This window comes from Brevibacterium sp. Lmc1, from assembly GCF_057654315.1.
Window position 1 is genome coordinate 92,936 of sequence record NZ_CM172803.1, and the last position, 25,882, is coordinate 118,817.

General features: G+C 66.1%; 22 protein-coding genes. 13 read left to right on the forward strand and 9 right to left on the reverse strand.

The window, feature by feature from the left end; all coding sequences use genetic code 11:
* Positions 1–147: 147 nt before the first annotated feature.
* From eat to AC239G_RS00445, 6 genes are read left to right on the forward strand one after another with little or no spacing between them, the layout of a single operon-like run.
* Positions 148–1,584 (forward strand): ethanolamine permease, encoded by a 1,437-nt coding sequence (gene eat, locus AC239G_RS00420; protein ID WP_139467681.1) that lies wholly within the window; start codon positions 148–150, stop codon positions 1,582–1,584.
* Between the two features lie 47 nt (positions 1,585–1,631).
* Positions 1,632–3,050: a glutamine synthetase family protein gene (locus AC239G_RS00425; protein WP_172173034.1), complete on the forward strand. Its 1,419-nt coding sequence runs from the start codon at positions 1,632–1,634 to the stop codon at positions 3,048–3,050.
* Entirely contained in the window at positions 3,031–3,801 is a 771-nt protein-coding gene (locus tag AC239G_RS00430) for a gamma-glutamyl-gamma-aminobutyrate hydrolase family protein (RefSeq protein WP_172173032.1), read from the forward strand. Before AC239G_RS00425 ends, AC239G_RS00430 begins: the two co-directional genes overlap by 20 nt.
* Positions 3,798–5,165, forward strand: coding sequence for an aldehyde dehydrogenase family protein (locus tag AC239G_RS00435; RefSeq protein WP_259358081.1), 1,368 nt, complete (start codon positions 3,798–3,800; stop codon positions 5,163–5,165). Before AC239G_RS00430 ends, AC239G_RS00435 begins: the two co-directional genes overlap by 4 nt.
* A 43-nt stretch (positions 5,166–5,208) precedes the next feature.
* Complete coding sequence (locus tag AC239G_RS00440; protein ID WP_139467685.1) at positions 5,209–5,985, forward strand: 3-oxoacyl-ACP reductase; 777 nt, start codon at positions 5,209–5,211, stop codon at positions 5,983–5,985.
* Positions 5,986–6,014: 29 nt separating this feature from the next.
* Positions 6,015–6,818: a type 1 glutamine amidotransferase gene (locus AC239G_RS00445; RefSeq protein ID WP_482401099.1), complete on the forward strand. Its 804-nt coding sequence runs from the start codon at positions 6,015–6,017 to the stop codon at positions 6,816–6,818.
* 96 nt (positions 6,819–6,914) lie between these two features.
* On the opposite strand, the gene AC239G_RS00450 is transcribed toward AC239G_RS00445, so the two are convergent.
* From AC239G_RS00450 to AC239G_RS00485, 8 genes are all read right to left on the reverse strand, one after another.
* Positions 6,915–7,757, reverse strand: coding sequence for a hypothetical protein (locus AC239G_RS00450; protein ID WP_139467687.1), 843 nt, complete (start codon positions 7,755–7,757; stop codon positions 6,915–6,917).
* Positions 7,754–8,371 carry a DUF6114 domain-containing protein gene (locus AC239G_RS00455; RefSeq protein WP_487489554.1) on the reverse strand — a complete coding sequence of 206 codons (618 nt, stop codon included), beginning with the start codon at positions 8,369–8,371 and terminating at the stop codon, positions 7,754–7,756. Before AC239G_RS00455 ends, AC239G_RS00450 begins: the two co-directional genes overlap by 4 nt.
* On the reverse strand, positions 8,371–8,985 hold the full coding sequence (locus AC239G_RS00460; RefSeq protein WP_487489555.1) for a DUF6230 family protein: 615 nt from the start codon (positions 8,983–8,985) through the stop codon (positions 8,371–8,373). Before AC239G_RS00460 ends, AC239G_RS00455 begins: the two co-directional genes overlap by 1 nt.
* A 339-nt stretch (positions 8,986–9,324) precedes the next feature.
* The gene (locus AC239G_RS00465) at positions 9,325–10,869 is read right to left on the reverse strand and encodes an AbgT family transporter (protein ID WP_139467689.1); all 1,545 of its coding nucleotides are present in this window, start codon (positions 10,867–10,869) and stop codon (positions 9,325–9,327) included.
* A gap of 127 nt (positions 10,870–10,996) precedes the next feature.
* Positions 10,997–11,809 carry a creatininase family protein gene (locus tag AC239G_RS00470; RefSeq protein WP_487489556.1) on the reverse strand — a complete coding sequence of 271 codons (813 nt, stop codon included), beginning with the start codon at positions 11,807–11,809 and terminating at the stop codon, positions 10,997–10,999.
* The gene (locus tag AC239G_RS00475) at positions 11,806–12,519 is read right to left on the reverse strand and encodes a FadR/GntR family transcriptional regulator (protein ID WP_487489557.1); all 714 of its coding nucleotides are present in this window, start codon (positions 12,517–12,519) and stop codon (positions 11,806–11,808) included. The genes AC239G_RS00470 and AC239G_RS00475 overlap by 4 nt, the downstream gene beginning before the upstream one ends.
* Positions 12,520–12,577: 58 nt before the next feature.
* Entirely contained in the window at positions 12,578–13,603 is a 1,026-nt protein-coding gene (locus AC239G_RS00480) for a CE1 family esterase (protein WP_139467692.1), read from the reverse strand.
* A gap of 143 nt (positions 13,604–13,746) precedes the next feature.
* Positions 13,747–14,406: a GntR family transcriptional regulator gene (locus tag AC239G_RS00485; protein ID WP_139467693.1), complete on the reverse strand. Its 660-nt coding sequence runs from the start codon at positions 14,404–14,406 to the stop codon at positions 13,747–13,749.
* Positions 14,407–14,591: 185 nt separating this feature from the next.
* Between AC239G_RS00485 and AC239G_RS00490 the strand changes: the two genes are divergently transcribed.
* The 7 genes from AC239G_RS00490 to AC239G_RS00520 all read left to right on the forward strand — a co-directional run bounded on the left by AC239G_RS00490 (position 14,592) and on the right by AC239G_RS00520 (position 25,044).
* Positions 14,592–15,608, forward strand: a complete 1,017-nt coding sequence (locus tag AC239G_RS00490) for a 1-aminocyclopropane-1-carboxylate deaminase (RefSeq protein ID WP_139467694.1) — start codon at positions 14,592–14,594, stop codon at positions 15,606–15,608.
* 2 nt (positions 15,609–15,610) lie between these two features.
* Entirely contained in the window at positions 15,611–18,064 is a 2,454-nt protein-coding gene (locus tag AC239G_RS00495; RefSeq protein ID WP_487489558.1) for a transketolase-like TK C-terminal-containing protein, read from the forward strand.
* Positions 18,065–18,407: 343 nt separating this feature from the next.
* The gene (locus tag AC239G_RS00500) at positions 18,408–19,802 is read left to right on the forward strand and encodes an NAD-dependent succinate-semialdehyde dehydrogenase (protein WP_139467696.1); all 1,395 of its coding nucleotides are present in this window, start codon (positions 18,408–18,410) and stop codon (positions 19,800–19,802) included.
* A 378-nt stretch (positions 19,803–20,180) separates the two neighbouring features.
* A complete protein-coding gene (locus tag AC239G_RS00505) occupies positions 20,181–20,894 on the forward strand; it encodes a FadR/GntR family transcriptional regulator (protein WP_487489559.1) in 714 nt (237 codons plus the stop codon).
* A 67-nt stretch (positions 20,895–20,961) separates the two neighbouring features.
* Positions 20,962–21,984: an asparaginase gene (locus AC239G_RS00510; RefSeq protein WP_139909621.1), complete on the forward strand. Its 1,023-nt coding sequence runs from the start codon at positions 20,962–20,964 to the stop codon at positions 21,982–21,984.
* Between the two features lie 74 nt (positions 21,985–22,058).
* Positions 22,059–23,462, forward strand: a complete 1,404-nt coding sequence (locus tag AC239G_RS00515) for an aspartate ammonia-lyase (RefSeq protein ID WP_487489560.1) — start codon at positions 22,059–22,061, stop codon at positions 23,460–23,462.
* A 94-nt stretch (positions 23,463–23,556) separates the two neighbouring features.
* Positions 23,557–25,044, forward strand: coding sequence for an amino acid permease (locus tag AC239G_RS00520; RefSeq protein ID WP_487489561.1), 1,488 nt, complete (start codon positions 23,557–23,559; stop codon positions 25,042–25,044).
* A gap of 40 nt (positions 25,045–25,084) precedes the next feature.
* On the opposite strand, the gene AC239G_RS00525 is transcribed toward AC239G_RS00520, so the two are convergent.
* A complete protein-coding gene (locus AC239G_RS00525) occupies positions 25,085–25,765 on the reverse strand; it encodes a DUF402 domain-containing protein (RefSeq protein WP_376905138.1) in 681 nt (226 codons plus the stop codon).
* Between the last annotated feature and the right edge of the window lie 117 nt (positions 25,766–25,882).

The following is a 25,882-nucleotide window of genomic DNA, read 5'->3' on the forward strand; positions in this document are numbered from 1 at the left end:
TTGATTCTTCCACTCTCGCGGAAAATCCTTGACAGTCATCTGTGAGTCAGATTACATTCGTCTCAGTCTAATGGTCTGGTAACGATCCATTGGATGACAGTTCGACCACGACGAGATCGATACTCACAAGAACCCCGAGGGGCAGCCATGAGCAAGAACATCGAATACGGCAATGTCGATGAGCACTACCTCGAAAAGCGACAGCTGAAGAAGGGCGCGGCCGGCTGGATCCTCCTCGCGGGCCTCGGCGTCGCCTACGTCATCTCCGGAGACTTCTCCGGCTGGAACCTCGGGTTGGCCGAAGGCGGCTGGGGCGGCCTGCTCATCGCCTTCCTCCTCATGGGACTCATGTACGTGTGCATGGTATTCGGCCTCGCCGAACTCTCCTCCACTCTGCCGACTGCCGGCGCCGGCTACGGCTTCGCCCGCCGAGCGCTCGGCCCACTGGGCGGATTCGCCACAGGCATGGCGATCCTCATCGAGTACACGATGGCTCCGGCAGCGATCTCGACCTTCATCGCCGGCTACGTCCAGGCGCTCGGCATTCTGCCGGAATCGGTACCGACCTGGACGATCTATCTCGTCGCCTACGCGGTCTTCATCGGAATCCACCTATGGGGAGTCGGCGAGGCCCTGCGACTGATGTTCGTCATCACTGCCGTCGCCGTCATCGCCCTCATCGTCTTCGTGGTCGCCGCGGTCGGCCACTTCGATGCGAGCAATCTCTTCGACATCGAACCCACCGGCGCCCTCGGGTCATCGGCCTTCATGCCGATGGGCATCTCCGGCCTGCTCGCCTCGCTCGTCTTCGGAATCTGGTTCTTCCTCGCCGTCGAGGGCGTCCCGCTGGCCGCCGAGGAATCGGCGAACCCGAAGAAGGACATGCCGCGCGGCATCATCACGGCAATGGCCGTGCTCGTCGTCTTCGGCGCCCTCATGCTCCTCCTCGTCCCCGGACTCGCAGGCGCCTCGGCGATGGGGGAATCGGACAATCCGCTGCCCGAAGCCCTGCGCACGATCTACGGCGAGAACTCCGTCCTTGCGACCTTCGTCAACTGGGCCGGCCTGGCGGGACTCATCGCGAGCTTCTTCTCGATCATCTTCGCCTACTCTCGTCAGCTCTTCGCCCTCTCGCGCGCCGGCTACCTGCCCAAGTGGCTGTCCCTGACGGGCAAACGCAAGACCCCGGTCCTCGCCCTCATCGTCCCCGGCACCATCGGCTTCATCCTCGCGATCGCCGTCGACGGCAACGGCGGAGTCCTCCTCAACGTCGCGGTCTTCGGTGCCACGGTCTCCTACGTCCTGCTCAACCTCTCCCACATCCGCCTGCGCGTCAAGGAACCCGATCTGCCCCGCGGCTACCGCACTCCCGGCGGCATCGTCACCACCTCCATCGCCCTCGTACTCGCATCGGTGGCCGTCATCGCCACCTTCTTCGTCGACATCCTCGCCGCCGGCATCGCCGCCGGAGTCTTCCTCATCGCGCTCGCCTACTTCTGGTTCTACTCCCGCCACCACCTCGTCGCGAGCGCACCGGAAGAGGAGTTCGCACAGATCGAGGCCGCCGAGAAGGGCCTCAAGTAGCCCGCACGACCCACCTTCAACCACCCCGCACAGCAAAGGAACGCCGCATGACCGAGATTCCGGTACCCACCTCGCCCACCTCGGAGCAGAGGACCTCCAGAGGGTCGATCCAGGCCGAACCGCTCACCGTCGACGAACTCCGCCGACTCGCCGCCGAGGGCACGATCGACACCGTGGTCGTTGCCATCACCGATCACATGGGTCGCCTTCAGGGCAAGAGGCTCGGCGTCCAGTTCTTCCTCGAAGACGTCATGGACCACGGCTCCGAATGCTGCAACTACCTGCTCGCCGTCGACGTCGACATGGATACCGTCGACGGCTACGAGGTCTCCTCCTGGGAGACCGGATACGGCGACATGGTGATGAAGCCCGACCTTGCGACCCTGCGCCTCCTGCCCTGGCAGCCGGGCAGCGCGATGGTCAACTGCGACCTCCTGACGACCACCGGCGCCGAGGTGGCGCCCTCCCCACGTCAGATCCTCAAGCGCCAGCTCGCCCGCCTTGCCGACCATGGGCTGAGCGCGCATGTCGGCACCGAACTCGAGTTCATCACCTTCGACTCGAGCTACGAAGAAGCCTTCGCCTCGAAGTACACCGAAGTTACGCCCTCGAACCAGTACAACGTCGACTACTCCCTCCTCGGCACCGCCCGAGTCGAACCTCTGCTGCGCGACATCCGCAATTCGATGGCTGGGGCCGGGCTCTTCGTCGAAGGGGCCAAGGGCGAATGCAACTTCGGCCAACACGAGATCACGTTCCGCTACCAGCCCGCCCTCAAGGCGTGCGACGACCACGCGGTATACAAGAACGGGGCGAAGGAGATCGCCGCCCAGCACGGGAAATCGATCACTTTCATGGCCAAATACGACCAGAAGGAGGGTTCCTCGTGCCATATCCACCTGAGCTTCCGCTCGGCTGAGGGCGATATGGTCATGGCCGGAGACCGCGAGCATGGGTTCTCGACCCTCATGGAACAGTTCATCGCCGGTCAGCTCGCCTGCATCGAGGACTTCACGTACTTCTTCGCCCCGAACATCAACTCGTACAAACGCTTCGTCGAAGGTTCGTTCGCACCGACCGCGGTCGCCTGGGGCTTCGACAACCGCACCTGCGCCTTCCGCGTCGTCGGCTCGGGGCCCTCCCTGCGCGTGGAATGCCGAGTCGGCGGGGCCGATCTCAACCCGTACCTCGCCACTGCGGCTCTCATCGCGGCGGGTCTCCACGGGATCGAGAAAGGCCTCGAACTGCCCGCGATCACGGAAGGCAACGCCTACACCGCCGGTGCCTCCCGACTGCCCACCACCCTCCAGGGTGCCCGCGACCGGTTGGACGGATCGCAGATCGCCGAGGACGCGTTCGGCGACTACGTCGTCCGCCACTACGTCCACGCGGCCGACATCGAACTGGAGGCCTACAACGCGACTGTCACCGACTGGGAGAGGCTCCGTGGGTTCGAACGACTCTGACCCCGTCATCGGCATCAGCTGCTACATGCAGCAGGCCCAGTGGGGAGTCTGGGACACCGAGGCGGCTCTCATCCCGGGCGACTATGTGCGCATGGTCGCCGCTTCCGGGGCGATCCCCGTGCTGCTGCCGCCCCACGGACAGGCTCCTGCGGTCCTCGACCGTGTCGACGGCCTGCTGTTGGCCGGAGGAGCCGACGTCGGATCGTCCGAATACGGTCAGGATCCGCACGAAACGACCGTGTCCCACCCGTTCCGCGACTCGAGCGAGATGATGCTCCTGGCGGCCGCGCGGCGACGCCGCCTGCCTGTGCTCGGCATCTGCCGCGGGATGCAGGTCATCAACGTCGCCGCCGGAGGCACCTTGATCCAGCATCTGCCGGAGTCGCTCGGACATTCCGACTATCAGCCGGCCCCCGGCGTCTACGGCGAGGTCACGGTGACCACGGAAGCAGGGTCACGGGCCAGGGAGATCCTCGGCGAGGCGACCACTGCACCCTGCTATCACCATCAGGGGATCGACCGCCTCGGCGCCGGTCTGCGTGCGACCGGCCGCAGTCCAGAGGGACTCGTCGAGACCATCGAACCGGACCCGGCCGTGGATCAGACAGGAGACCCGGCTGACGGGGGATGGCTCTTCGCCGTCCAATGGCATCCCGAACACGACCCCGATGACGACCGAGTCGTCCGTGCCCTCGTTCAAGCGGCACGACGACACGCGACAGACAGAGGAACAAGGAGAGCACCGAAGTGAGCACCTACACGGTCATCAACCCGGCGACGGAAGAACCGATCGCCGACGTCGAACTCGCCGATCTCGAACAGACGGACCGGGCGATCGAGAAGGCGGCGCGGGCCTTCGAATCCTGGCGCGCCGTCGCCCCCGCCGATCGCGCCCGGCTCCTGCGGCGCTTCGCCGACAAGGTCGACGCGGCCAACGAAGAGCTCGCCCGGCTCGAGGTCGCCAACGCCGGACATACGATCGGGAACGCCCGATGGGAAGCCGGCAACGTCCGCGACGTCCTCGAATACTACGCGGCGGTGCCGGAGAGGCTCTTCGGTCGGCAGATCCCCGTCGACGGGGGAGTGAACATCACCTTCGCCGAACCGCTCGGCGTTGTCGGTGTCATCGTCCCCTGGAACTTCCCGATGCCGATCGCCGGATGGGGCTTCGCCCCTGCCCTGGCAGCCGGGAACACCGTGGTCCTCAAACCCGCCGAGATCACGCCGCTGACCGCGATCCGCATCGGCGAGCTCGCCCTCGAAGCGGGCTTGCCCGAGGGTGTTCTGCAGATCATCCCCGGCAAGGGATCCGTCGTCGGGGAGCGCTTCGTCACCCACCCGGCCGTACGCAAGGTCGTCTTCACCGGATCCACCGAGGTGGGCAAGCGGATCATGGCCGGCTGTGCAGCGCAGGTGAAGAACCTCACTCTCGAACTCGGCGGGAAGAACGCGAACATCGTCTTCGACGACGCCGATGTCGTGGCCGCCGCGGCCGCCGCCCCCGGAGGCGTCTTCGACAACTCCGGCCAGGACTGCTGCTCCCGGTCCCGGCTGCTCGTCCAGCGCGGGATCTACGACGACTTCATGGCCGCACTCGAATCCTCCGTCGGGTCCTTCGCCTGTGCGGATCCGAGCCGCGAGGACACGGACATGGGTCCGCTGGTCACTGCAGCTCACCGGGAGAAGGTCGCCGGCTATGTGGCTGCCGCCGAGGTGGCCTTCACCGGCTCTGCCCCCGAAGGCCCGGGCTTCTGGTTTCCGCCGACAGTGCTCACCCCGCCCGACACAGCGACGGCCGACTTCCGCGAGGAGATCTTCGGCCCCGTTCTCTCCGTCGTCCCCTTCGATACCGAAGCGGATGCCCTGCGCATCGCCAACGACACCGAATACGGACTCTCCGGCTCAATCTGGACGAACGATCTCGACCGGGCAATGCGGGTCTCCCGCGGAGTCGAGGCCGGCAACCTGTCGGTGAACTCGCACTCCTCGGTCCGCTACTCAACCCCGTTCGGCGGATTCAAGCAGTCCGGACTCGGCCGCGAACTCGGCCCCGACGCCGTGTCCGCATTCACCGAGGTCAAGAACGTCTTCTTCGCGACCCGGCCAGCGCGCTGACCCATCCACCTGCCACCTCATCACCACGATCATCAGGAGAATCATGACCACTGCGGCAAACCGACTCAAGGACAAGATCTGCGTCATCACCGGCGGTGCCTCGGGCATCGGACTCGCCAGTGCCCGCCGTCTGACCGAAGAAGGCGCGAAGGTCGTCATCGGCGACCTCGACGAAGTGCGTGGACCCGAGGTCGCCGACGAGCTCGGCGGACTCTTCGTGCGAGTCAACGTAGCCGATGAGGAGGAGGTGAAGAACCTGTTCGCCCGCTCTGTCGAGCACTTCGGACGCGTCGACGTCGCCTTCAACAACGCAGGCATCAACCCGACCGACGACAATTCGATCCTCACCACCGACATCGAGGCTTGGGCGAGGGTGCAGACGGTCAACCTCACCTCCGTCTATCTCTGCAGCAAGTACGCCCTCGAGCACATGGTCAAGCAGGGATCGGGGTCGGTCATCAATACGGCGTCGTTCGTCGCGCTCATGGGAGCGGCGACTTCGCAGATCTCCTACTCGGCGTCGAAAGGCGGAGTCCTGTCGATGAGCCGTGAGCTCGGCGTCCAGTTCGCGAAGGATGGCATCCGCGTCAACGCACTGTGCCCGGGACCGGTGAACACCCCGTTGCTGCGTGAGCTCTTCGCCTCGGACCCCGTGCAGGCGCAGCGGCGACTCGTCCACTGCCCCGGTGGGCGCTTCGCCGAACCTGAGGAGATCGCTGCCGCCGTGGCCTTCCTCGCCAGCGACGACTCCTCCTTCGTCAACGCCTCGACCTTCACTGTCGACGGCGGCATCTCCTCGGCTTACGTCACCGCCGAATAGAGGCGCACGGAGGGTGAGAAGATGGGGCCATGACTTCCGTGAGAATCCTTGCCATCGAACACGAACGTGGCACTGGACCGCAGAGGTTCGGTGAATGGCTGATCGAAGCCGGCGCCGAGGTGGTCGTGGCCCGTCCGTACCTCGGCGAGGTGATCCCGGAGCTCCGTTCGTTCGACGCCCTCATCGTCCTCGGCGGATCCGCAGGGCCCACCGAGGACGATGAGAATCCCTGGTTCCCCGAGGTCAGGGATCTGCTTCGCCGGTCGATCGCGGGAGAGTTCCCTAGCCTCAACATCTGCCTCGGCGGGGAGATGCTTGCCGTCGCAGGTGATGCTCCGATCAGGCGGCGGGCGCACCCGCAGATCGGGATCTACAAACTGGGTGTCACCTCGGCGGGGGCATCCGACCCGGTGTTCGGGGCGCTGGCCGGTGGTGGGTCAACCAGTGCTGGGGAGACTGAAGGGGAGTCGCTGCCCTCCGTGCTCTTCCATCAGGAGGAGATGGCGCTGCCGCCCGGAGCTGAACTCCTGATCACCGGTTCCGACGCCCCGGTCCAGGCCTTCCGCCTCGGCGAATTCGCGTGGGGCACCCAGTTCCACCCGGAAACCGATGCCGCGCAGATCGCGCGCTGGCTGGACGGCAACGACCTGGCCCTGCCGGCCGGCAAGACCGAGGACTCGATCATCGCCGAGGTCGAGGTGGACGATTCCGCTCTCGTCGACAATGGGAGGCGATTGGCTCGTGCCTTCGTGGAATTCCTGCAGGGCCGGCGTCGGGCAGGCCGGGAAAGCAAGCCGGAATGCAGACAGCAAAGCACGAAGGCCGCGGACTGAGTCCGCGGCCTTCGTACCTGGCCTTTCTGGTCTGAGCCTGGCCCGTCGGGTGGTTCCTCCTCACGGTGAAGGAGGAACCACCTCGGCGATGGTGGGTCAGTCTTCGGCCTTCTTGAGCTTCTGATCGGTGTTGGTGTAGTAGATCCCATCGGCGGTCGAGCCGACGAGCCCCATCGTCACTCGCAGCAATCCGGGTTCGACGTCGTCCATGGGCGGCGGCGTCTCCGGTCCCAGGGTGAGCGACTTTCCGTCCTTCGTCGTGGCGGTGATCGAGCCGATGTACACGGTGACATCGCCCTTCAGCGTCATCGTGTCGGCCGTCGTCACCAGTCCATACTCCTCGTCCGGCGGCTTCACCGTCAGCGAGAAGCCTTCGATCGAGATCTCTTCGGCCTGCAGCTTCAGAGTCACGATGGACCCGCCGTCAGCGGTGGGCACCGAGACGAACGAAATGCCCTTCAGACCCTTGAACGAGAGTCCTTCCGAACCCATTGCGGCCGGAGTCTTCGTGAAGACCGGTGCGTTCTCATCCATCTGTGCATCGGACGGGAACTCACCGTTGCCCTCTTCCTCCGAGTCTTGATCCTCGTCCTCGGTCGGGTCGTCGCTGGGCTCATCGAGTCCCAGACCACCCGGATCCGTAGGTTCGTCGGACGGTTCCTCCGTCGGTTCCTCGCTCGGTTCATCCGTGGGGCCCGGTGCGGGCAGCGAGGGGTCTGACGTCGGTGGATCACTGGGCTTCACCGGCATTCCGGGCGACAGGCTCCCCGCAGGTGCGGAGTCCTTGGCCTTTGCGGAATCCTCGTCATCGCAGGTGCCCACGAGTGAGCACAGCGGTGACGAGTGGGCGGCTGCAACCGAACCCGCCCCGAGAGTCGTCGGGAGGATCAGGACAGCTGCCGCGAGGATTGAGGCCGTGCGGCGGCTGGGTGCCCTCATGCAGTCTCCCCCTCAGCGGCTTCGGACTCCTTCGGCCCGCGCGGTCCCATCCATGCGACGATGAGGATCGCGCCGATGGTGGACAGCAGCATGCCGATGATGAACCCGCCGAGGTTCACTCCGATGAGTGAATAGACTGCGAGGACGAGAGCGATGATCCCGTAGAACACATGATGCGTGGGACGGAAGATCGACAGCAGAGCGAGGACGACGATGGCGATCGGAACCACCGTCGCCTGCAGGCCCTCGATGCCGAACTGGATCTGCATATTGCCGAGGTCCAGCTGACCGGAGAAGAAGAGCTCGATTCCGCCGATGACGGCAAGCACGCCTCCGATGAAGGGCCGCTGTCGACGCCAGTGCTTGAACCCCTGGCGCTTCTTCTCGGCGCCTTCGGTCATCTCGGCTCCCTCGCTGTTGTCAGCACCCCCCGTCTCCGGCGCCGGGACGGCGAATTCTGCCGTCTCGACGCCGGATTCGGTGTGGTCGCTCTGTTCGTTGGCGCGTCGACTCCGCCGGGACAGCGCAAGCAGGCTCGTCTTCTGCACGGTGTCCTCCTGTTCGGCGGCCCCCCGTTCATCGGTCGGCTGCCCGTTGGCTGCTGAGTCCCTCATCAGTCGCACTGCTCAGATCCGTCGGTGAGCTTCAGCGACATGTCCTTGAGGGTGAAGACCGAGGCCGTGGTCGACCAGGAATCCTGCTTGAGGTCCTTGATCGAGATGGTGTCGGAATCCTGGGCGAAGTCGCCCTTGCTTCCCTTGGCCTTCGTATTGACGTCGGAGGCATCCACGCCGATGCGGATGTTCTTGAATTCCGCATCGCCCTTGAGGCCGGTCATGCCGATCTGCAGATCCTTCGCCGAGGCGGGGGTGCCCTTTCCGCCGGCCTTGATGAGGATGCCCACCTTGCCCAGAGGAGTCTCCTGGACGGCAGACTGGCAGAGGTTCTCCAGGGTCGCATCCTTGATATTCGCGGTGACGATGGCGTGCTTGCCGCCCTCGGCGTCCTTGGCGACTCCGCTGTACTGGGAGAAGCCGGTCCCCTCGAGCTGCGACGAGGCGATCTTGAACTGAGTGCCGGAGATGGCGAACGAGACCGGCACCGCGCCCTGGGCCACCCCGCCCATGAGCATGGCTGAGACGACACCCGTGGGAATTGCGACCATGGCGATGCGACCGGCATGGGATGAGACGAGCCTGCGGATGAGGCTGGGATTGCGGAACTTCATTGATCCTCCTTGACCACCGAAGGTTCGGCGGGCATCAGCGTGTGACGTAAGTTACTACGGGGTGTTACCCGACAGTATCGCGGGTGAAGTTTGAGCGTCAACATCTTTTGTCGACGAGGCTCGCAAGGGCGCGGGTGCGAGCGGTCGTGCGGCCAGGTTCCAAGCAGTCTTGTCGGATCATCGCGTTCATCATCGGCCCAGGTCAGACGATGCGTCAATGGCAGCCGTGGGCGAGATCTGAACCACGAGCGACGCCCCGTCGGCCCCGCCCGAGACGACGGAATCCGAAGGGAAGTCGTTCGTGAACAAAACTTTCAAAACTCAGCTGGATCGACGCACTCAGCGCACCGGCGCATCGGGACCGAGCGGAATGCCCAGACCCCACCACAGGAAGAACAGCAGGCTCCAGCTGATCGTCATGCACACGGCCAAGGGCAGGGTGTGAGAGGCGAGCGTGCCGATGCCGGCGCTCTTCTGATACTTCTGCATGAAGCCGAGTGCGAGGATGAAGTACGGGCTCATCGGGGTGATGGCCGTCGACCCCGAGTCGGCGATGCGGAAGATCGCCTGTGAGGTCTCCGGCGGCACCTCGAGCAGCATGAGCAGCGGCACGATGACCGGGGCCATGATCGCCCACATCGCCGAACCGGATGTGATGAGCACGTTGACGACGGAGAGCACGAGCAGGACGAGGATGAACACCACCCACGTCGGCAGACCGAGACCGGTGAAGAGTTCGGACACGGAGACCGAGACGAGCATGCCGATGTTCGTCCACTCGAAGTACTCGAGGAACTGGGCGATGGCGAAGAAGAGGACGAGGACCCCGGAGATCGAGGCGAGCCCCTGACCCATGAGCTTCGGAACGTCCGACCAGGTCTCGATCGTGCCCTCGCGGAAGCCGTAGACGATGCCGCCGATGCCGAAGAGCATGGCGATGAGGAAGGCGATTCCGGTGAGGAACGGGGACTCGCCGAAGGGCCCGTCGCCGCGCAGGGGCGCGCCGTCCGGGACGACGAGGACGACGATGGCGATGACCGCAGCGATGACGGCGAACATGGCCAGGCGCAGGGCCTTGCGCTCCTTGTCGGTGATGACGAGGTCTTCGTGCTCGGCATCCTCGTCGGCTTCGAGGTTGTCGCGCTTCGTGAGCACGAGCTCGGTGACGATCGTGATGACGATGGCCAACAGGATGGAGCTGGCGATGTTGAAGTACCAGTTGCCGATCGGGGTGACGATGTAGTCGGGGTCGATGATGTTCGCCGCAGCCGTCGTGATGCCCGCGAAGATGGCATCGTTGGGCGTCGGGATCGGGCTGGCATCGTAACCGGAGGCGATCGAGGTGTACGCGACGATGACGCCGAGGACGGGGGAGCGGCCCACGGCCTTGAACACCATTCCGCCGAGCGGCACGAGGATGACATAGGCCGCCGCCGAGGCGACGTGGGAGACCGTGCCCATGAACGCGACCGTGAAGACGATGAGTCCGGCCGGGACGCGGGCGATCGAGACCTTCATCGCCGTCGACAGCAGACCGGTGCGTTCGGCCAGGGCCACGCCCATGATGACGACCATGATCGTGATGAGCGGTGGGAAGGTCTCGTAGGCGTCGAGCGCGGTGTTCACGGCCATGGCGATGCCCTCGCCGCTGAGGAGGTTGTTCACCGGGGTCCAGTCCCCGGTGCCGGGATCCTCGACTCCCGCGCCGGCGAGGGAGAGGGCGAGGCTGAATACGGCGAGGATCGCCGCGAGGATCCAGAACAGCCAGAAGGGGTTCGGCAGCTTGTTGCCGACGACTTCGATGACGTTGAGGGCGCGGATGACCAGCGGCAGCTTCTCCTGCTCGTCGGTCTGCACGGTATCGGTGGTCTGGGTCGGTTTCATTGTGAGCTCCTGAGAGTCCAGGCGGGATTTTCGGGCAGGGTCCACCAGGGCACGGTGATTACGGCGCTGGAATCGGGTGTTCTGTGGTGGGGTGCGGGCCGAGCGGCCGGTCAGTGAGAAGCGGGTGTCACAGTCTCTGCAGCTCCTGACAGTAGGCGACGAGTCGGTCGACGACCTCGCCGAGGATGTCCTCCCCGGCCGCGGCCGTGGCGGTCCGCGGATCGCCGAGGACGCCGTTGTCGGCGTAGCGGTCGAATGTCACCGCTGTTGACGGTGTTTTCGTTCGTGAGAGTCGGGCACGTGGGTCGAGATCGTCGAGCCGGGTGGCGCCGGGGTTGAGGTGGCCCGAGTCGACGAGGGATTCGTCGATGGCGAGCATCTGCGAGGTTTCGGACTCTCCGCAGTGGCCGCTGACCTCGGTGCGCGGCAGCTGGGCGGTCGCCTCGGTGGCCAATGCTGAGACCGGAGTATAGGCGAAGACGAAGTCCGGATGGGTGGCGAGCAGGGACTGCTGGATCACGCCGAGCGCGGCGAGGTTGCCGCCGTGGCCGGTGATGACGAGGAGTCTGTCGAATCCGGCATCGGCGAGCTGACGCACGATCGAGGAGACGAGGTCGATGAACAGCTGCGGACCGATATTGATCGTGCCGGGCAGGAAGCGGTGATGCGGGGAGACCCCGTAGTCGATGCTCGGCAGGACGAAGGCGCTGCCCGCCCGCCCCCGGTCGCCATCGGTGAGTGCGTCGACGACGGCGCGGGCGACGTGAGCGGCTCGGATGTTGTCGGTGCCCAGGGGCAGTCCGTCACCGTGCTGTTCGCAGGCGCCGACGGGAAGGACGAGCAGGCTGTTTCGATCCTTCGCGAGCTCGACCTCCAAAGAGGTGAGTTCGGAGTAGTCGCGGATATGCGGGCGGATCTCGGAGATCGTCGGGCGGCTCATCGCTGGGGTCCTTCGATGGTGTCGGCGTCACCGGTCTGGTCTGTATCGTCCGCCCAGTCGGCGACGACGGCGGCCTTGATCGCCTCGAGGTGCTTGCGGGTGCGGTGGGAGGCTTCGAAGCCGTCGCTGCGGCGGATCGCATCGAGGATGTCCGCGTGTTCGTCGTGGTCGCGCAGGCGGTCATAGCTCGTGCGCGCAGCCTGCTGGGTCCGCGAATGGATGGCCAGCAGGGACACGAGCATCTCGTGCAGAGCGCGGTTGCCCGAGGCGCGAGCGAGTTCGACGTGGAAATGACCGGCCGGGACCGCGGTCTCGACCTGGAGGGCATTGTCGAGCGCGGACTCCATGGAGGCCACGGCATCCGCAGCCTGGACCGTCGCTGCGAGCTCGGCGATTCCGGGCTCGATCGCGATGCGGGCGTCGAGGAGCTCGATGGCCGCCGCGAGGTCGACGGGCACATAGTGCGGGTTGTCGAGGATGCGGCGGTTGATCGCTTCGCGGACGTAGGTGCCCGATCCGTGCTTGAGCTCGACCGAACCCGTGGCCTCGAGCCGGCGCAGGGCCTCCCGGACGGTGGGAACGGTGACCTCGAAGCGTGCTGCAAGGACCTTCGCGGAGGGCAGGGTCTGCCCGGGCTGGAGGTTCTCGGTGCGGATGGTGTCGACGATTTCGCGAGTGAGGCGTTCGACGAGTCCGACGGTGGACGTCATGGTGCTCTCCTTCAAGTGTTTAAGTCATCTAATCACTTTGAGTGATGTGTGTCAACGGTCACTTCTGGGTGGGCCCCTGCGTTGTTCCCGGGTGGCTGCGGAAGAAGTCCCAGACCGTGTTCGTGGCTGAGAAGTTCTTCGTGACGTATCCGCCGCCGCTGTAGACGACCTCACCGGGCCAGACGTGGCCGCCGTCGGCGACGGAGTAGAGCTCGACGGAGGCGTCGCATCTCGTCCACTGGGTGCGCGCAACGTCTTCGCCCTTGCGTCCGACCTGGCGTTCCTTCGTTCTCGCGCAGCCGGAGGCCTCCGCCCATGGCTGGATCCACTCGCGGACTCCCGGGTAGTCCTCGCCCTGGCGGTGGCCGCCTTCGTAGTGCATCGTCGCGTCCCCGGTGCCGTGGATCGCGAGCATCGGTGTGGGCGTCGAGTAATCGCAGCCCTCTGTCGACTGCGGATAGTAGGCGCCGGCGACGGGAGCGAACGCGGAGAAGCGATCGCGCAGGTGACAGGCGAGGACTGAGACCATGCCGCCGCCGTTCGACTTGCCGGTGGCATAGACCCGATTGAGGTCGATGCAGTGCTCGGATTCGATCGCATCGAGCAGCTCGGCGACGAACGCGACGTCATCGGCGCCGCTGGCGTACGGGGCGCCCTGCCAGGAGCGTTTGCCGTCATTGAGGTCGCCGTCGGGGAAGACGGTGATCGCGGGCAGGGTCGGCAGCCCCGTGTAGTTCTGGAATTCGGCGCCGTCGGAACCGTTGCCGTGGAACCCGAGGACGAGCGGCAGGGGAGTCTCAAGCTCGTAGTCGCGCGGGATGTTGATCCGGTAGCTGCGCTCGCCGTCTTCCGTCGAGATCGTCTTCTCGTCGTTGCCGGGCTTCTGCTCGGTGCCGCAGCCGGCCGACGGGGCGGCAGATATCGTCGATGCCTTCTTGCTGGTTGTGTGAGCGGCGGCAGAATGCGCGGGTGCGGTCTGTGCGGTGGCGGCCATTCCTGGGGTCGCAACTGTGCCCGTCAGCAGAGCAGCGCTCGCGGCGGTCGCGAGCAGAGCGGTCATGATGCGTTTCGTCGTCGATGACATCGTCAGTCCTTTGATCGTCGGTGATCGTGGTGAGGACTCTAGCACAGGTCATCAGATGACTAGAAGAGTTGGCGATGACGGTGGCGTCGTCGAGGTGACAGCGGTGTTGCCGATCCGGAACCCGCAGCTGGAAGGTGTTCGACTCAGGCCGTCTGGGGCGAATCCCCTTCGATGGTCGACCAGTTCGCCTTCGTCAGTGCGACGGCATGCGCATGCTCACCGGAACGGACGGCGGCGATGATCTCGGTGTGCTGCTCCGGTGAGGCTGATCCCTTCACCGATTCGAAATGCAGGAACTCCGCGCGGCGCAGAGTGGCGGTGACGACCTCGAGGTGATCGGGAATGAGGGGATTGCCGGATCGGGTGAGGGCCACCTCGTGGAAGTCGTCATCGGCGGCGATCGCCGCCTCGGCGTCGCCGACTGCGAGGGCCGCGCTCAATCGCCCGTTCGCCTGCTCCATCTCAGTCAGCGCCTCCTCGTCGAGGGCGGGGAAGGCGAGGTCGATCGCCAGGCCGTGGAGTTCGGCGGCGATCTGCCGGGCCGCGAGGATGAGTTCCGGATCCTCTGGGGCCACGCGCGTCATCCGGCCCGGCTCCGCCACGACGAGTCCGGCCTGTGCCAAGCGTTGGAGTGCCTCGCGCACGGGCGTTCTGGATACCTGGAGCCAGGCGCCGAGCTCCTGATCGCGCAGCTGTTCTCCGGGGGCGAGCTGGCCGCGGACGATGGCGTCGCGGATCGACCGATAGACGTCATCGCGCAGCAGGCTGCGCTGCGGGGCGGGGGAATCCGTGGGGATCGGCACGCTCGGTCACCTTGTCTCTGAGTGGGTGGGTCTCGTCCCGCGGGATGGGACTCGAACTCTGACCCATTGTAACCGTCAGCAGAATGCAATATATTGCATATTGCGATCCAGGACACATCGCACAGGACACATCGCACGAGAGAGCGATCGCCCCGAAGCGAACGCTTCAGAGAACAGAGGACATCATGGCCATCACCGACTTCGAACGCTACCCACTCACCTTCGGGCCGAGCCCCGTGCACGAGCTCCCGCGACTGAGCGACCACCTCGGCGGGGCCCGCGTCTGGGCCAAACGGGAAGACGTCAACTCAGGACTCGCCTTCGGCGGCAACAAGACCCGCAAGCTCGAGTACATCGTTCCCGACGTTCTCGCCTCGGGTGCGGACACCCTCGTGTCCATCGGCGGCTACCAGTCCAACCACACCCGCCAGGTAGCCGCTGTCGCCGCTCACCTGGGGCTGAAGGCGCGCCTGGTGCAGGAACGCTGGGTCGACTGGGAGGACCCGGTCAACGACAAGGTCGGCAACATCGAGCTCTCGCGCATCATGGGAGCCGACGTCCGCCTCGACTCGGCCGGATTCGACATCGGCATCCGCTCGAGCTGGGAGAACGCTCTGGCCGAGGTCGAAGAATCAGGCGGCAAGCCCTACCCGATCCCGGCCGGCGCCTCCGAGCACAAGTTCGGCGGACTCGGCTTTGCGAACTGGGCATATGAGGTCGCCGACCAGGAGAAGGAGCTCGGCGTCTTCTTCGACACCATCGTCGTGTGCACCGTGACCGGCTCGACGCACGCCGGAATGATCGCCGGATTCGCCGCCCTCGAAGCCGCCGGCGGACCGAAGCGCAAGGTCATCGGCATCGATGCCTCGGCCACGATCGAGAAGACCCGCGACCAGGTGAAGAGGATCGCGAACACCACTGCCGAACTCATCGGCCTCGGGCGTGAGATCACCGCCGACGACGTCGATATCCGCACCGGTTGGGAAGGCCCGGCCTACGGCATCCCCGACGAGACGACCGTGAACGCGATCCGCACCACCGCCCAGCTCGAAGGCGTCATTCTCGACCCCGTCTACGAGGGCAAGTCGATGGCCGGACTCCTCGACCTCGTCGGAGACGGTACGATCGGCAGGGATTCCACCGTCCTCTACGCCCACCTCGGCGGACAGCTCGCACTCAACGCCTACTCCTCGATCTTCTGACGATGAGCACCGCACAGGAGTCGACAGCACAAGAATCGGCGGCTCAGGCGCCAACACCACAGGACACGGACCGCCACCAATTCGAGACCTCCCTGCAGGTCAGCCCGCCGGGGACGAACGACCGTCCGCTGCGCGCCTCGACCTCGGGAGATGATGAGATCCTCGACGAGATCGCCCAGCGCGTACTGTGGCTGGCGACCTCGATCATCGACCGTGCCAACCGCGGCCGGGTCAACCCGGACGGGGTCAAGGTCGGCGGCCATCAGTCCTCGTCGGCCTCGATGACCGGGATCATGACGGCGCTGTGGTTCACCCGACTGCGCGCCATCGACCGCGTCTCGGTCAAACCGCATGCCTCGCCCGTCCTCCACGCGATCAACTATCTGCTCGGCGACCTCGGCGAGGAATTCCTCGACACCCTGCGCAGCCGCGGGGGACTCCAGCCCTACCCGTCGCGGACGAAGGACCCGGACACGGTGGACTTCTCCACCGGATCCGTGGGCATCGGCGCGACCGCTCCCATCTGGGCAGCCCTGTCCCACCGCTACGTCTCCGACCGGTTCCCCGAGACCCCGGAAGTCGGCCGGTTCTACTCCCTGCTCGGCGACGCGGAGATGGACGAAGGGGCGGTGTGGGAGGCGATCATCGATCCGGAGGTGCGCAGCCTCGGCGAGATCGTGTGGATCGTCGACCTCAACCGGCAGTCGCTCGACCGGGTCATCCCCGACGTCCAGATCCGCCGTTTGCAGGGCATGTTCGATGCCGCCGGGTGGCAGGTGCTCACCTGCCCGTGGGGGCGCCGACTCGAAGCCGTGTTCGCGGCCCCCGGCGGCGAGGCGCTCAAGAAGCGGCTCGTGCAGATGCCCAATCCCGAATACCAGCGGCTGCTGCGCGCCCACCCGTCCGAGATCCACGACCGGCTGCTCACGGGACTCACCGACACCGAGGCGACCGCCCTGTCCGCGGTCATCGACGGCTTCGACGCGGACGGTCTCGCCTCCCTCATCCGTGACCTGGGTGGACATGACCTCGGCCAGCTCGTGTCGACGTTCGACGCGATCGACGACGACCGGCCGACGGTGGTCTTCGCCTACACGATCAAAGGCAAGGGGCTGGCCACGGAGGGCCATCCCGGCAACCATGCCGCGCAGCTGACCGAAGCGCAGATGCGCGAGCTCGCGGCCGCCTCGGGGATGGACTTGGACGATCCGTGGGTCGCCTTCGCTCCGGACACCCCGGCCGGCCGGTTCTGTGCCGAAACCGCGCGGCGGCTGCGACGGGAGCCGGTCACCGACCATGCCGTGGCCGCAGTGCCTGCCGAGCTGGGATTCACTCCGCGACCGCAGATCTCCACGCAGGCGGCGCTGGGCCGGTTCCTCTCCGACCTCAAGCACGTCGCCCCCGAGGTGGCCCAGCGGGTTGTGACCCTGTCACCGGACGTCGCGACGTCGACGAACCTCGGCGGATGGATCAACAAGACCGGAATCTGGTCACCGGCGGGCCGGCATGACTGGTTCTCCGACGATCGGGAACGGGTGCTGCGGTGGCAGGAGGGCACGAGCGGACAGCACATCGAACTCGGCATCGCCGAGGTCAATCTCGTCTCCCTGGCCGGAGAGCTCGGATCGACCGGGCAGCGCTGGGGACAGCCGCTGCTGCCGATCGCCACGATCTACGATCCCTTCATCAACCGGGCCCTGGAACCCTGGACCTTCAGCCTCTACGCGGGTGGGCGTTCGATCATGGTCGGCACGCCCTCAGGGGTATCGCTTGCGCCGGAAGGCGGGGCGCACCAGTCGTTCAACACACCCTCGGTGACTCTGGAGATCCCGGGCCTGACGAGCTGGGAGCCGGCCTTCGCCCAGGACCTCGAGTGGACCCTGCTCGAAGCGCTGCGCGAACTCGCCGACCCGGACGGCGACTCCGCCTACTTCCGGCTGACGACGAGACCGGTAGCGCAGGAGCTCGCAGATGTGCCCGAGGATCCGCTGCTGCGGGAACGCCGCCGTGACCAGGTCATCGCCGGCGGCTACCGGCTCTCGGCCAGACCGGCCGCCGAGGACGAGGTCACCCTCGTCGGCGCCGGGGCCATCATGACCGAGGTGATCGCGGCGGCGGCCCGACTGGAATCCCTGGGTGTGCGGGCCGGAATCGCCTGCCTGAGCTCACCGTCGAAGGTGTTCCGGTCGGTGCAGGATCGGTCTCGGGTCCGCTCGAGTGTCCGCTCGGCCATCGCCGACGAACTCTTCCCCGCAGAACATCCGGCACCGCTGGTCACCGTCCTCGACGGGCACCCGCACACTCTCGCGTTCCTCTCCGGAGTGCGCGGGGACCGCACACGGAACCTCGGGGTCACCGAATTCGGTCAGGCATCCTCGGTGGGGGAGGCCTATGCGATTCACGGGATCGACACGGACTCCATCGTGCGCGCCGGACTCGACCTCGTGGGGCGGTGAGTTCCCGCGACGCGAGGTGAACCGTTTCGATCCTCTGGTTCGATGAACAGGGACCGGAGCGGGCCCCTCGCCGAGGAGGGTGGTCCCCGATCGAGGCCGGAGTTCTCTCCTCGCGAGTGCGGTTCGGATTTCGTCGTGACCGATTCGGAATCCGCACCGCCTCGGCGAGGGGACCACGGGCGATCGGGGACTGAGGATTCCCCCAGGTTTCGGCACTTGTTGCGCGGGTCACGTATTGATAGCGTGGGTGGCAGGCATGCGCATTCCGTCGATTCGGGCGGCAAACAGGTATGCAATTGCTTCAGCGGCGCCAACAGGCGCGCACAAGTCAAAGGAGTCTGGAATGAGCAACGTAGGCAGTGCTGCAGGCGGCTACCGTGTCGAGAACCCGGCCACCGGTGAAGTCGTCGAGAAGTTCGACAATGCCACCGACGAAGAGGTCCAGCAGGTCCTCGAATCCGCACACAAGGGCTACCTGAGCTGGCGCGAGAAGACGATCGAGGAACGCGCCGCGATCGTCAACAAGGTCGCCGCTCTCTTCGGCGAGCGCAAGGAAGAGCTCGCGAAGATCATCGCCGAGGAGATGGGCAAGCCCACCGCCGAAGGTGAGGAAGAGGCCGAGTTCTGCGAGGCGATCTTCAACTACTACGCCGACAACGGACCGAAGTTCGCCGCCGATGAACCGATCGAATCGATGTCCGGCGGCAAGGCCTTCATCCAGCGCCGCCCCGTCGGCACGCTGCTGGGCATCATGCCCTGGAACTTCCCCTACTACCAGGTCGCCCGCTTCGCCGCACCGAACCTCGTGCTCGGCAATACGATCATCCTCAAGCATGCGGAGATCTGCCCCCGCTCCTCGGCGAAGATCGCCGAGATCATGAAGGAAGCCGGCATCCCCGAAGGCGTGTACTCCAACATCTACGCCACGCACGAGCAGATCGAGACGATCATCGCCGACGACCGCGTCGAAGGCGTGTCCCTGACCGGTTCCGAGCGCGCCGGATCGGCCGTGGCCGCCACGGCCGGCAAGTACCTCAAGAAGGCCGTGCTGGAGCTCGGCGGCTCCGACCCGTACATAATCCTCGACACCGACGACATGAGCGAGGCCGTCGACACCGCCTGGGGCACCCGCCTGTACAACACCGGCCAGGTCTGCAACGCGAACAAGCGGATGATCGTCATGGACGACATCTACGACGACTTCGTGTCCGGCCTGACCGAGCGCGCCCAGTCCTGGGAGAAGGGCACCCCCGCCGAGGCGGGCGACGGCAAGTACTCGCCCCTGTCCTCGCGTTCGGCTGCCGAGAACCTGCGCAAGCAGCTCGACCGTGCCGTCGAGCAGGGTGCGACCCTCGTCGGCGGCGAGCTCGCCACCGACGGATCCGCGTACGTCTCGCCGGCCGTGCTCACCGGAGTCACCTCGGAGATGGACGCCTACCGCGAAGAGCTCTTCGGCCCCGTGGCCACCGTGTACAAGGTCAGCAGCGATGACGAAGCACTGGCCCTGGCCAATGATTCGCGCTTCGGCCTCGGCGGCGCGGTGTTCGCCAAGGACGAGGAGCGTGCCGCGAAGCTCGCTCAGCGCCTCGATGTCGGCATGTCGAACGTCAACACCCCTGCCGGAGAGGGTGCGGAGATCCCGTTCGGCGGCACGAAGCGCTCGGGCTTCGGCCGCGAACTCGGCCCCTACGGCATGGATGAGTTCGTCAACAAGCGCATGTACTACGTGGCTGACTGACTGGGGCTTGGCTTCAGCCTTCGTCGAGAAACGGGCTGGGTGTCGAGAAACGCGTGTGCGCATGCGTTTCTCGGCACCCAGCCCGTTTTTCACTGTCTTGCATGTGGGCCAGCCCTTTCTGCATGGGCCGGGGTGTTCCCTGCGGGTGGATCCACCTCGAACTCTGCGCGGATGTCGCGGTGAATCCACCCGCAGGAGACACCCGCTCGCGGGCAGCACGGGCAAGCGACCGTGAATCTCAGAGTCTGAAACGCCTCTCTGATGGGTTGACGCACGTTGGGTGAGCGGGATTACACTCAAACCTGTCATACAGCTTGACAGGTTTGTCTGGTGGGCTGTGTGCCGGATCAATGATCGGATCGAACCGGAGGAGTGGTCATGGGGACGAACAGCCCGGCCGAACCCACGGCCAGACGCACGGCCGTAGAACGACTGTCCGCGGGTGAGGGCGTCGTGCGCAGTCTGCGTGCCGAGATCGCCGACGGCACCTTTCCCGTCGGCAACCGCCTTCCCTCCGAAGCGAAGCTCGCCGACCGATACGCCGTCAGCCGTCCCGTCATCCGCGAAGCCCTGCGCTCGCTGGCAACCCTCGGGCTGACAGAGACGAAGACGGGCAGCGGCACCTTCGTCATCGCCTCCGCTCCGGAGACCGGACTGCACCTCGGCGACTACTCCTCCCGGGATCTCCACGAGGCCCGACCGCATATCGAAGTTCCCGCCGCCGAACTCGCGGCCACTCGGCGCACCGAGGCCGACCTCGTCCGTCTCCACGCCCTGCTGCAGTCGATGAGCGCCGAGCCGAGTCCCCGCGGCTGGGTCGAGCTCGACGGAGAGCTGCACATCGCCATCGCCCGAGCCAGCGGAAACCGAGTCTTCGAAAGCGTCATCGCCGAACTCCGCGGTGCCCTGACCGCCCAGTCCGAGCTCCTCAACCTCGCCGCCAGCCGTCAACCGGACTCCGACGTCGAGCATGCGGAGATCGTCCGCGCGATCGAAGCCGGCGACAGCGCCCGTGCCCGCGACGCCATGGCCGAGCACCTCGCTCAGGTCGCTGTCGCCGTCACCGACCTCGCCGCTCCGCCCGGCGGCTGACCACTTCTGCAGAGCCGGCGCACTGCGCCCCGTCCTTACCCGTCCCCGCCCGAAATCCAGGAAGACCATGACCCACACAGCCACCCCCACCGCGACCCACCGCGCCCATGTCCCACTCGTCGAGGTCACCCGCGGTGATCTCGTCGAAGGCGTGCACTACGGTTCCTTCGCGGTCGTCGACTCCGAGTGCCGGCCGCTCACCTCCGCCGGTGATATCGATGCGCCCTTCTATCCTCGGTCGACCCTCAAGCCCCTGCAGCTGCTTGCGATGCTGCGTCTCGGCCTCGATCTGCCGACCGAGCTCCTCGCTCTCGCCGCGGCCAGCCACTCGGGATCCCCCGAACACATCGACGGTGCCCGCCGGATCCTTCATCAGTACGAGCTCGACGAGACCGCCCTCGGCAACGTCATCGACCTTCCCTATGGGGCGCCCGAGCGCGAAGCCCACCTCGCCGCCGGCGGACAGCGCAGCCGCTTGGCCCAGAACTGCTCGGGCAAACACGCGGCCATGGTCGCGACCTGCCGGATCAACGGCTGGGACCTCGCGGGCTACCTCGATCCCACCCACCCTCTGCAGCGGCACATCGGCGCCACCATCGCCGAACTCACCGGCGAGACGCCGGCGACCGTGTCGACCGACGGATGTGGAACACCGTTGCCGGCGATCTCGCTGACCGGAATGGCCCGCGCTTTCGCTCGCCTGTCCACCGTCTCGACCGGCACGAGCGCGGCGCGCGTCGCCGCCGCCATGCGCGACCACCCGGACATGGTCGCCGGTGCCGGGCGCGACGTCACCGCGCTCATGCGCACCGTCCCCGGACTCATCGCCAAGGACGGCGCCGAAGCGGTTCAGCTGCTCGGGATCGACGGCATGGGCATCGCCGTCAAGATCGCCGACGGCTCGGATCGGGCCAGGCTGCCGATCGCCACCCGGATCCTCTCCGCTCTGCCCGCACCGACCGAAAAGGCTGGCGACATCGTCAGCCCGCCCATCCTCGGCGGAGGACGGGAAGTCGGCGGACTGCGCGTGACCCGCGAGGTCGAGGAACGCCTCGGCGAGTGGGAACGCACCCGGTCGGTCGCCTCCTGAGCCTCCGCAGCCGAACCACCCACCAGCACCGACAGGCATCAGCAACAACGACGAACAAAGGCGACACGAGAACCATGAGCACGGATACACGCATCGAGCACGACCTCCTCGGCGACCGGGAGATCCCGGGCGATGCCTACTGGGGCATCCATACGCTGCGGGCGGTCGAGAACTTCCCGATCACCGCGCAGACCCTGCAGTCCAACCCCGACCTCATCCGCGGACTCGCCGCGGTCAAGCTCGCCGCCGCCAGGGCCAACCACGACCTCGGCCTCCTCGATGAGCAGCGGCGGGACGCGATCGTCTCAGCCTGCCGGGAGATCATCGACGGGAAGCTGCACGACCAGTTCCCGATCGACGTCATCCAAGGTGGGGCGGGCACCTCGTCGAATATGAACGCCAACGAGGTGATCGCGAACCGGGCGCTCGAGATCATCGGGCAACCGCGCGGAACCTACACGCGGATCAGCCCGAACGACCACGTCAACCTCAGCCAGTCGACGAACGACGCCTACCCGACGGCTGTCAAGCTCGGTACGATCTTCGCGATCAAACGGCTGCTCACCGCCCTCGGGGAACTTCAGGACGCGTTCGCCGTGAAGGCGTCCGAATTCCACGACATCGTCACGATGGGACGCACCCAGCTGCAGGACGCCGTGCCGATGACACTCGGCCAGGCCTTCGGCAGCTACGCGGTGACGATCGGGGAGGACCGCGAGCGCCTCGGGGAGGCCGAGTCGCTGGTCCACGAGATCAACCTCGGCGCCACCGCCATCGGCACCGGCCTCAACGCACCCGCCGGATACGCCGAGGCGGTCCGCGACCATCTCGCGCAGCTGACCGGGCTGCCCCTGGTCACCGCACCCGACCTCGTGGAGGCGACCCAGGACGTCGGATCTTTCGTCCACCTGTCCGGGGTGCTCAAGCGCATCGCGGTGAAGGTCTCGAAGATCTGCAACGACCTGCGGCTGCTGTCCTCGGGTCCGCGAGCCGGATTCAACGAGATCAACCTGCCGGCAGTGCAGTCGGGATCGTCGATCATGCCGGGCAAGATCAACCCCGTCATCCCCGAGGTGGTCAACCAGGTTGCGTTCGAAGTCATCGGCAACGATGTCACGATCACCGCGGCCGCCGAATCCGGGCAGCTGCAGCTCAACGCCTTCGAACCCGTCATCCTGCACAGCCTGCACAAGTCGATCTCCCACCTCGAATCGGCGTCGCGGACGCTGACGACCCGCTGCATCGCAGGCATCACCGCCAATCCGGAACTCACCCGCGCTGCCGTCGAACACTCCATCGGACTCGTCACCGCACTCAACCCGACCATCGGTTACCAGGCGGCGACGATGATCGCCCAGGAGGCGCTGAAGACCGGCCGCGGCGTCGCCGAACTCGTGCTCGAACACGGGCTGATGACCGCCTCCGAACTCGAACGTCTGCTCCGACCCGAACGGCTGGCGAACCTCACGACCGTGTGAGCGAACCGACTCCGGGCCGCCTGCAATCGACCACCTGACCACCTGACCGCCTGTTTCTGACAAGACCATCTGTACTCAACGAACGAGGACACTCATGACTGACAATCTCGGCTCCGACCGCAGCGCCGCCGTCGCACCCGCAGAACCGGGCTCGGGCCCGACCCGACCGAACCTCACCGCCGAGGACTCCGGGTATCAGAAGAACCTGGCCCCGCGCCAGGTGCAGATGATCGCCATCGGCGGGGCGATCGGCACCGGGCTCTTCCTCGGTGCGGGCGGTCGGCTCCACGAGGCGGGGCCGTCCATCGTGCTCTCCTACGCGGTCTGTGGGTTCTTCGCGTTCCTCATCCTCCGCGCGCTCGGCGAACTCGTCCTGCACCGCCCGACCACCGGGTCGTTCGTCTCCTATGCCCGTGAGTTCTTCGGCGAGAAGGCCGCGTTCATCTCCGGGTGGTTCTACTGGCTGGTGTGGGCGACGACCGCGATCGTCGACATCACCGCGGCCGCGCTCTACATGGGCTTCTTCGGCCGCTACGTCGCCTGGATCGCGACCGTGCCGCAATGGGCGTGGGCGCTCATCGCGCTCGTCCTCGTCCTCGGACTCAACGTCATCTCCGTCAAAGTCTTCGGAGAGCTCGAGTTCTGGTTCGCGCTCATCAAGGTCGCCGCCCTCATCATCTTCCTCGTCGTCGGGGTCGGTTTCCTCATCTTCGGCACCCCCGTGGCCGGTCACGATCCCGGACTGTCGATGATCCTCGACAACGGCGGACTCTTCCCCAACGGCGCGCTGCCGGCGATCATCCTCATGCAGGGCGTCGTCTTCGCCTATGCCTCCATCGAGTTCGTCGGCACGGCCGCCGGCGAGACGGAGCACCCGGAGAAGGTGATGCCCAAGGCCATCAACTCCGTCATCCTGCGCATCGCGGTCTTCTACGTCGGATCGCTCACCCTGCTTGCCCTCCTCCTGCCCTTCACCGACTATGTCGACGGAGAGAGCCCGTTCGTCACCTTCTTCTCCTTCATCGGCGTCAAGGGCGCGGACACCGTGATGAACCTCGTTGTGCTCACTGCGGCCCTGTCCTCACTCAACGCGGGGCTCTACACGACCGGGCGCATCCTCAGGTCGATGTCGGTGGCCGGGTCGGCCCCGCAGTTCGCGCAGCGGATGAACCGCAGCGGCGTGCCCTACGGCGGGATCGTCATCACGGCAGTGGTCGCCCTCCTCGGCGTGCCGCTCAACTACCTGCTGCCGAGCGATGCGTTCGAGATCGTCCTCAGTGTCTCCTCGGTGGGGATCATCCTCACCTGGGGCATGATCGTGCTGTGCCAGATGCGGCTCAAGCGGTGGGCCGACCGCGGACTGCTCGAACGCCCCTCCTTCCGGATGATCGGTGCCCCCTATACCGGCTATGCGACGCTGCTCTTCCTCGCCGTCATCCTCGTCATGGTCTTCGCCGATTCCCCGCCGACCCTGGTCGTGACGATCATCGCCTCGGTGTGCATGGTCATCGGCTGGTTCGCCTGCCGGAAGCGGATCAGAGCCATCGCCGAGGCGGGGGAGGCCGTCGAGTTCGAGATGTGAGGTTGGTCGGTCGGCTGGGCCGTGACGGTCACCGGGCGGCTCAGCTCGCGTCGATGTCCCAGGTCGCCTCGGCGGGGAGGTCAGGCATCGGCCAGTCGGGGTCCGGTTGGAAGTCCGGATAGTCGGAGTCGAAGGGGAAGGCCCAAGCGCGGATGTCGTCGATGGCTGCGTCCGCAGCGGTGCGGATGCGTGCGACTTTCTCGTCGGAGAACATTCCGGCTTCGCGCGCGAATTCGAGTTCGTCCTCGTCCTTGAGCCGAAAGGTGCCATCTGAGTCGACGACGATGTCGAGGACGTGGTCGGAGGTGAGGATTCCACGGTCGAAGCGGGTGAAGGGCTCCTCGAGGTTGACGTAGAAGGAATCGTGACGGGCCGAGTCCGGGTTCTCGAAGAACCACACCGAATAGGCTGCTCCCGGCTGGAAGACGGCGACGATGCCCGGTCCCTGCCACCGCTTGAGGCCCTGTGCCCGTGGGGCACCGAAGCGGGCGGGTCCGTCAGCGGTGCGGATTCCCGAGCCGTCGGCGAGCACATGATGAAGAATCCTCGTCCCCGACTCCAGCCAGACGGCCAGGTGGTTCTCGTCATCGGCGATGACCGTGACAGGGCGTTGGTCGTACAGCCCTGGGTGTGCCGGGTTGGTGTAGGTCCACAGGATCTGGTCGCCGTATCGCCAGCGTGGTTCGTCTGCCCGTTCGTCCTGGCTCCCTGCTCCGCTCATGCTCTCATTGTCCCGGACCGGGGTGAGCGTGAGCCGTGAGCAGTCGGCGGTATCGCAGGGCTCCTATACTGAGGATCGGTGCCCGGGGTCTGGTGATGTCAGTCGAGGATCGGGCAC

Coding starts and splice junctions, on each gene's coding strand:
- eat (WP_139467681.1), top strand. CDS start 148: ATGAGCAAGAACATCGAATACGGCAATGTCGATGAGCACTACCTCGAA.
- AC239G_RS00425 (WP_172173034.1), top strand. CDS start 1,632: ATGACCGAGATTCCGGTACCCACCTCGCCCACCTCGGAGCAGAGGACC.
- AC239G_RS00440 (WP_139467685.1), top strand. CDS start 5,209: ATGACCACTGCGGCAAACCGACTCAAGGACAAGATCTGCGTCATCACC.
- AC239G_RS00445 (WP_482401099.1), top strand. CDS start 6,015: ATGACTTCCGTGAGAATCCTTGCCATCGAACACGAACGTGGCACTGGA.
- AC239G_RS00450 (WP_139467687.1), bottom strand. CDS start 7,757: ATGAGGGCACCCAGCCGCCGCACGGCCTCAATCCTCGCGGCAGCTGTC.
- AC239G_RS00455 (WP_487489554.1), bottom strand. CDS start 8,371: ATGAGGGACTCAGCAGCCAACGGGCAGCCGACCGATGAACGGGGGGCC.
- AC239G_RS00460 (WP_487489555.1), bottom strand. CDS start 8,985: ATGAAGTTCCGCAATCCCAGCCTCATCCGCAGGCTCGTCTCATCCCAT.
- AC239G_RS00465 (WP_139467689.1), bottom strand. CDS start 10,869: ATGAAACCGACCCAGACCACCGATACCGTGCAGACCGACGAGCAGGAG.
- AC239G_RS00470 (WP_487489556.1), bottom strand. CDS start 11,809: ATGAGCCGCCCGACGATCTCCGAGATCCGCCCGCATATCCGCGACTAC.
- AC239G_RS00475 (WP_487489557.1), bottom strand. CDS start 12,519: ATGACGTCCACCGTCGGACTCGTCGAACGCCTCACTCGCGAAATCGTC.
- AC239G_RS00480 (WP_139467692.1), bottom strand. CDS start 13,603: ATGTCATCGACGACGAAACGCATCATGACCGCTCTGCTCGCGACCGCC.
- AC239G_RS00490 (WP_139467694.1), top strand. CDS start 14,592: ATGGCCATCACCGACTTCGAACGCTACCCACTCACCTTCGGGCCGAGC.
- AC239G_RS00495 (WP_487489558.1), top strand. CDS start 15,611: ATGAGCACCGCACAGGAGTCGACAGCACAAGAATCGGCGGCTCAGGCG.
- AC239G_RS00500 (WP_139467696.1), top strand. CDS start 18,408: ATGAGCAACGTAGGCAGTGCTGCAGGCGGCTACCGTGTCGAGAACCCG.
- AC239G_RS00505 (WP_487489559.1), top strand. CDS start 20,181: ATGGGGACGAACAGCCCGGCCGAACCCACGGCCAGACGCACGGCCGTA.
- AC239G_RS00510 (WP_139909621.1), top strand. CDS start 20,962: ATGACCCACACAGCCACCCCCACCGCGACCCACCGCGCCCATGTCCCA.
- AC239G_RS00515 (WP_487489560.1), top strand. CDS start 22,059: ATGAGCACGGATACACGCATCGAGCACGACCTCCTCGGCGACCGGGAG.
- AC239G_RS00520 (WP_487489561.1), top strand. CDS start 23,557: ATGACTGACAATCTCGGCTCCGACCGCAGCGCCGCCGTCGCACCCGCA.
- AC239G_RS00525 (WP_376905138.1), bottom strand. CDS start 25,765: ATGAGCGGAGCAGGGAGCCAGGACGAACGGGCAGACGAACCACGCTGG.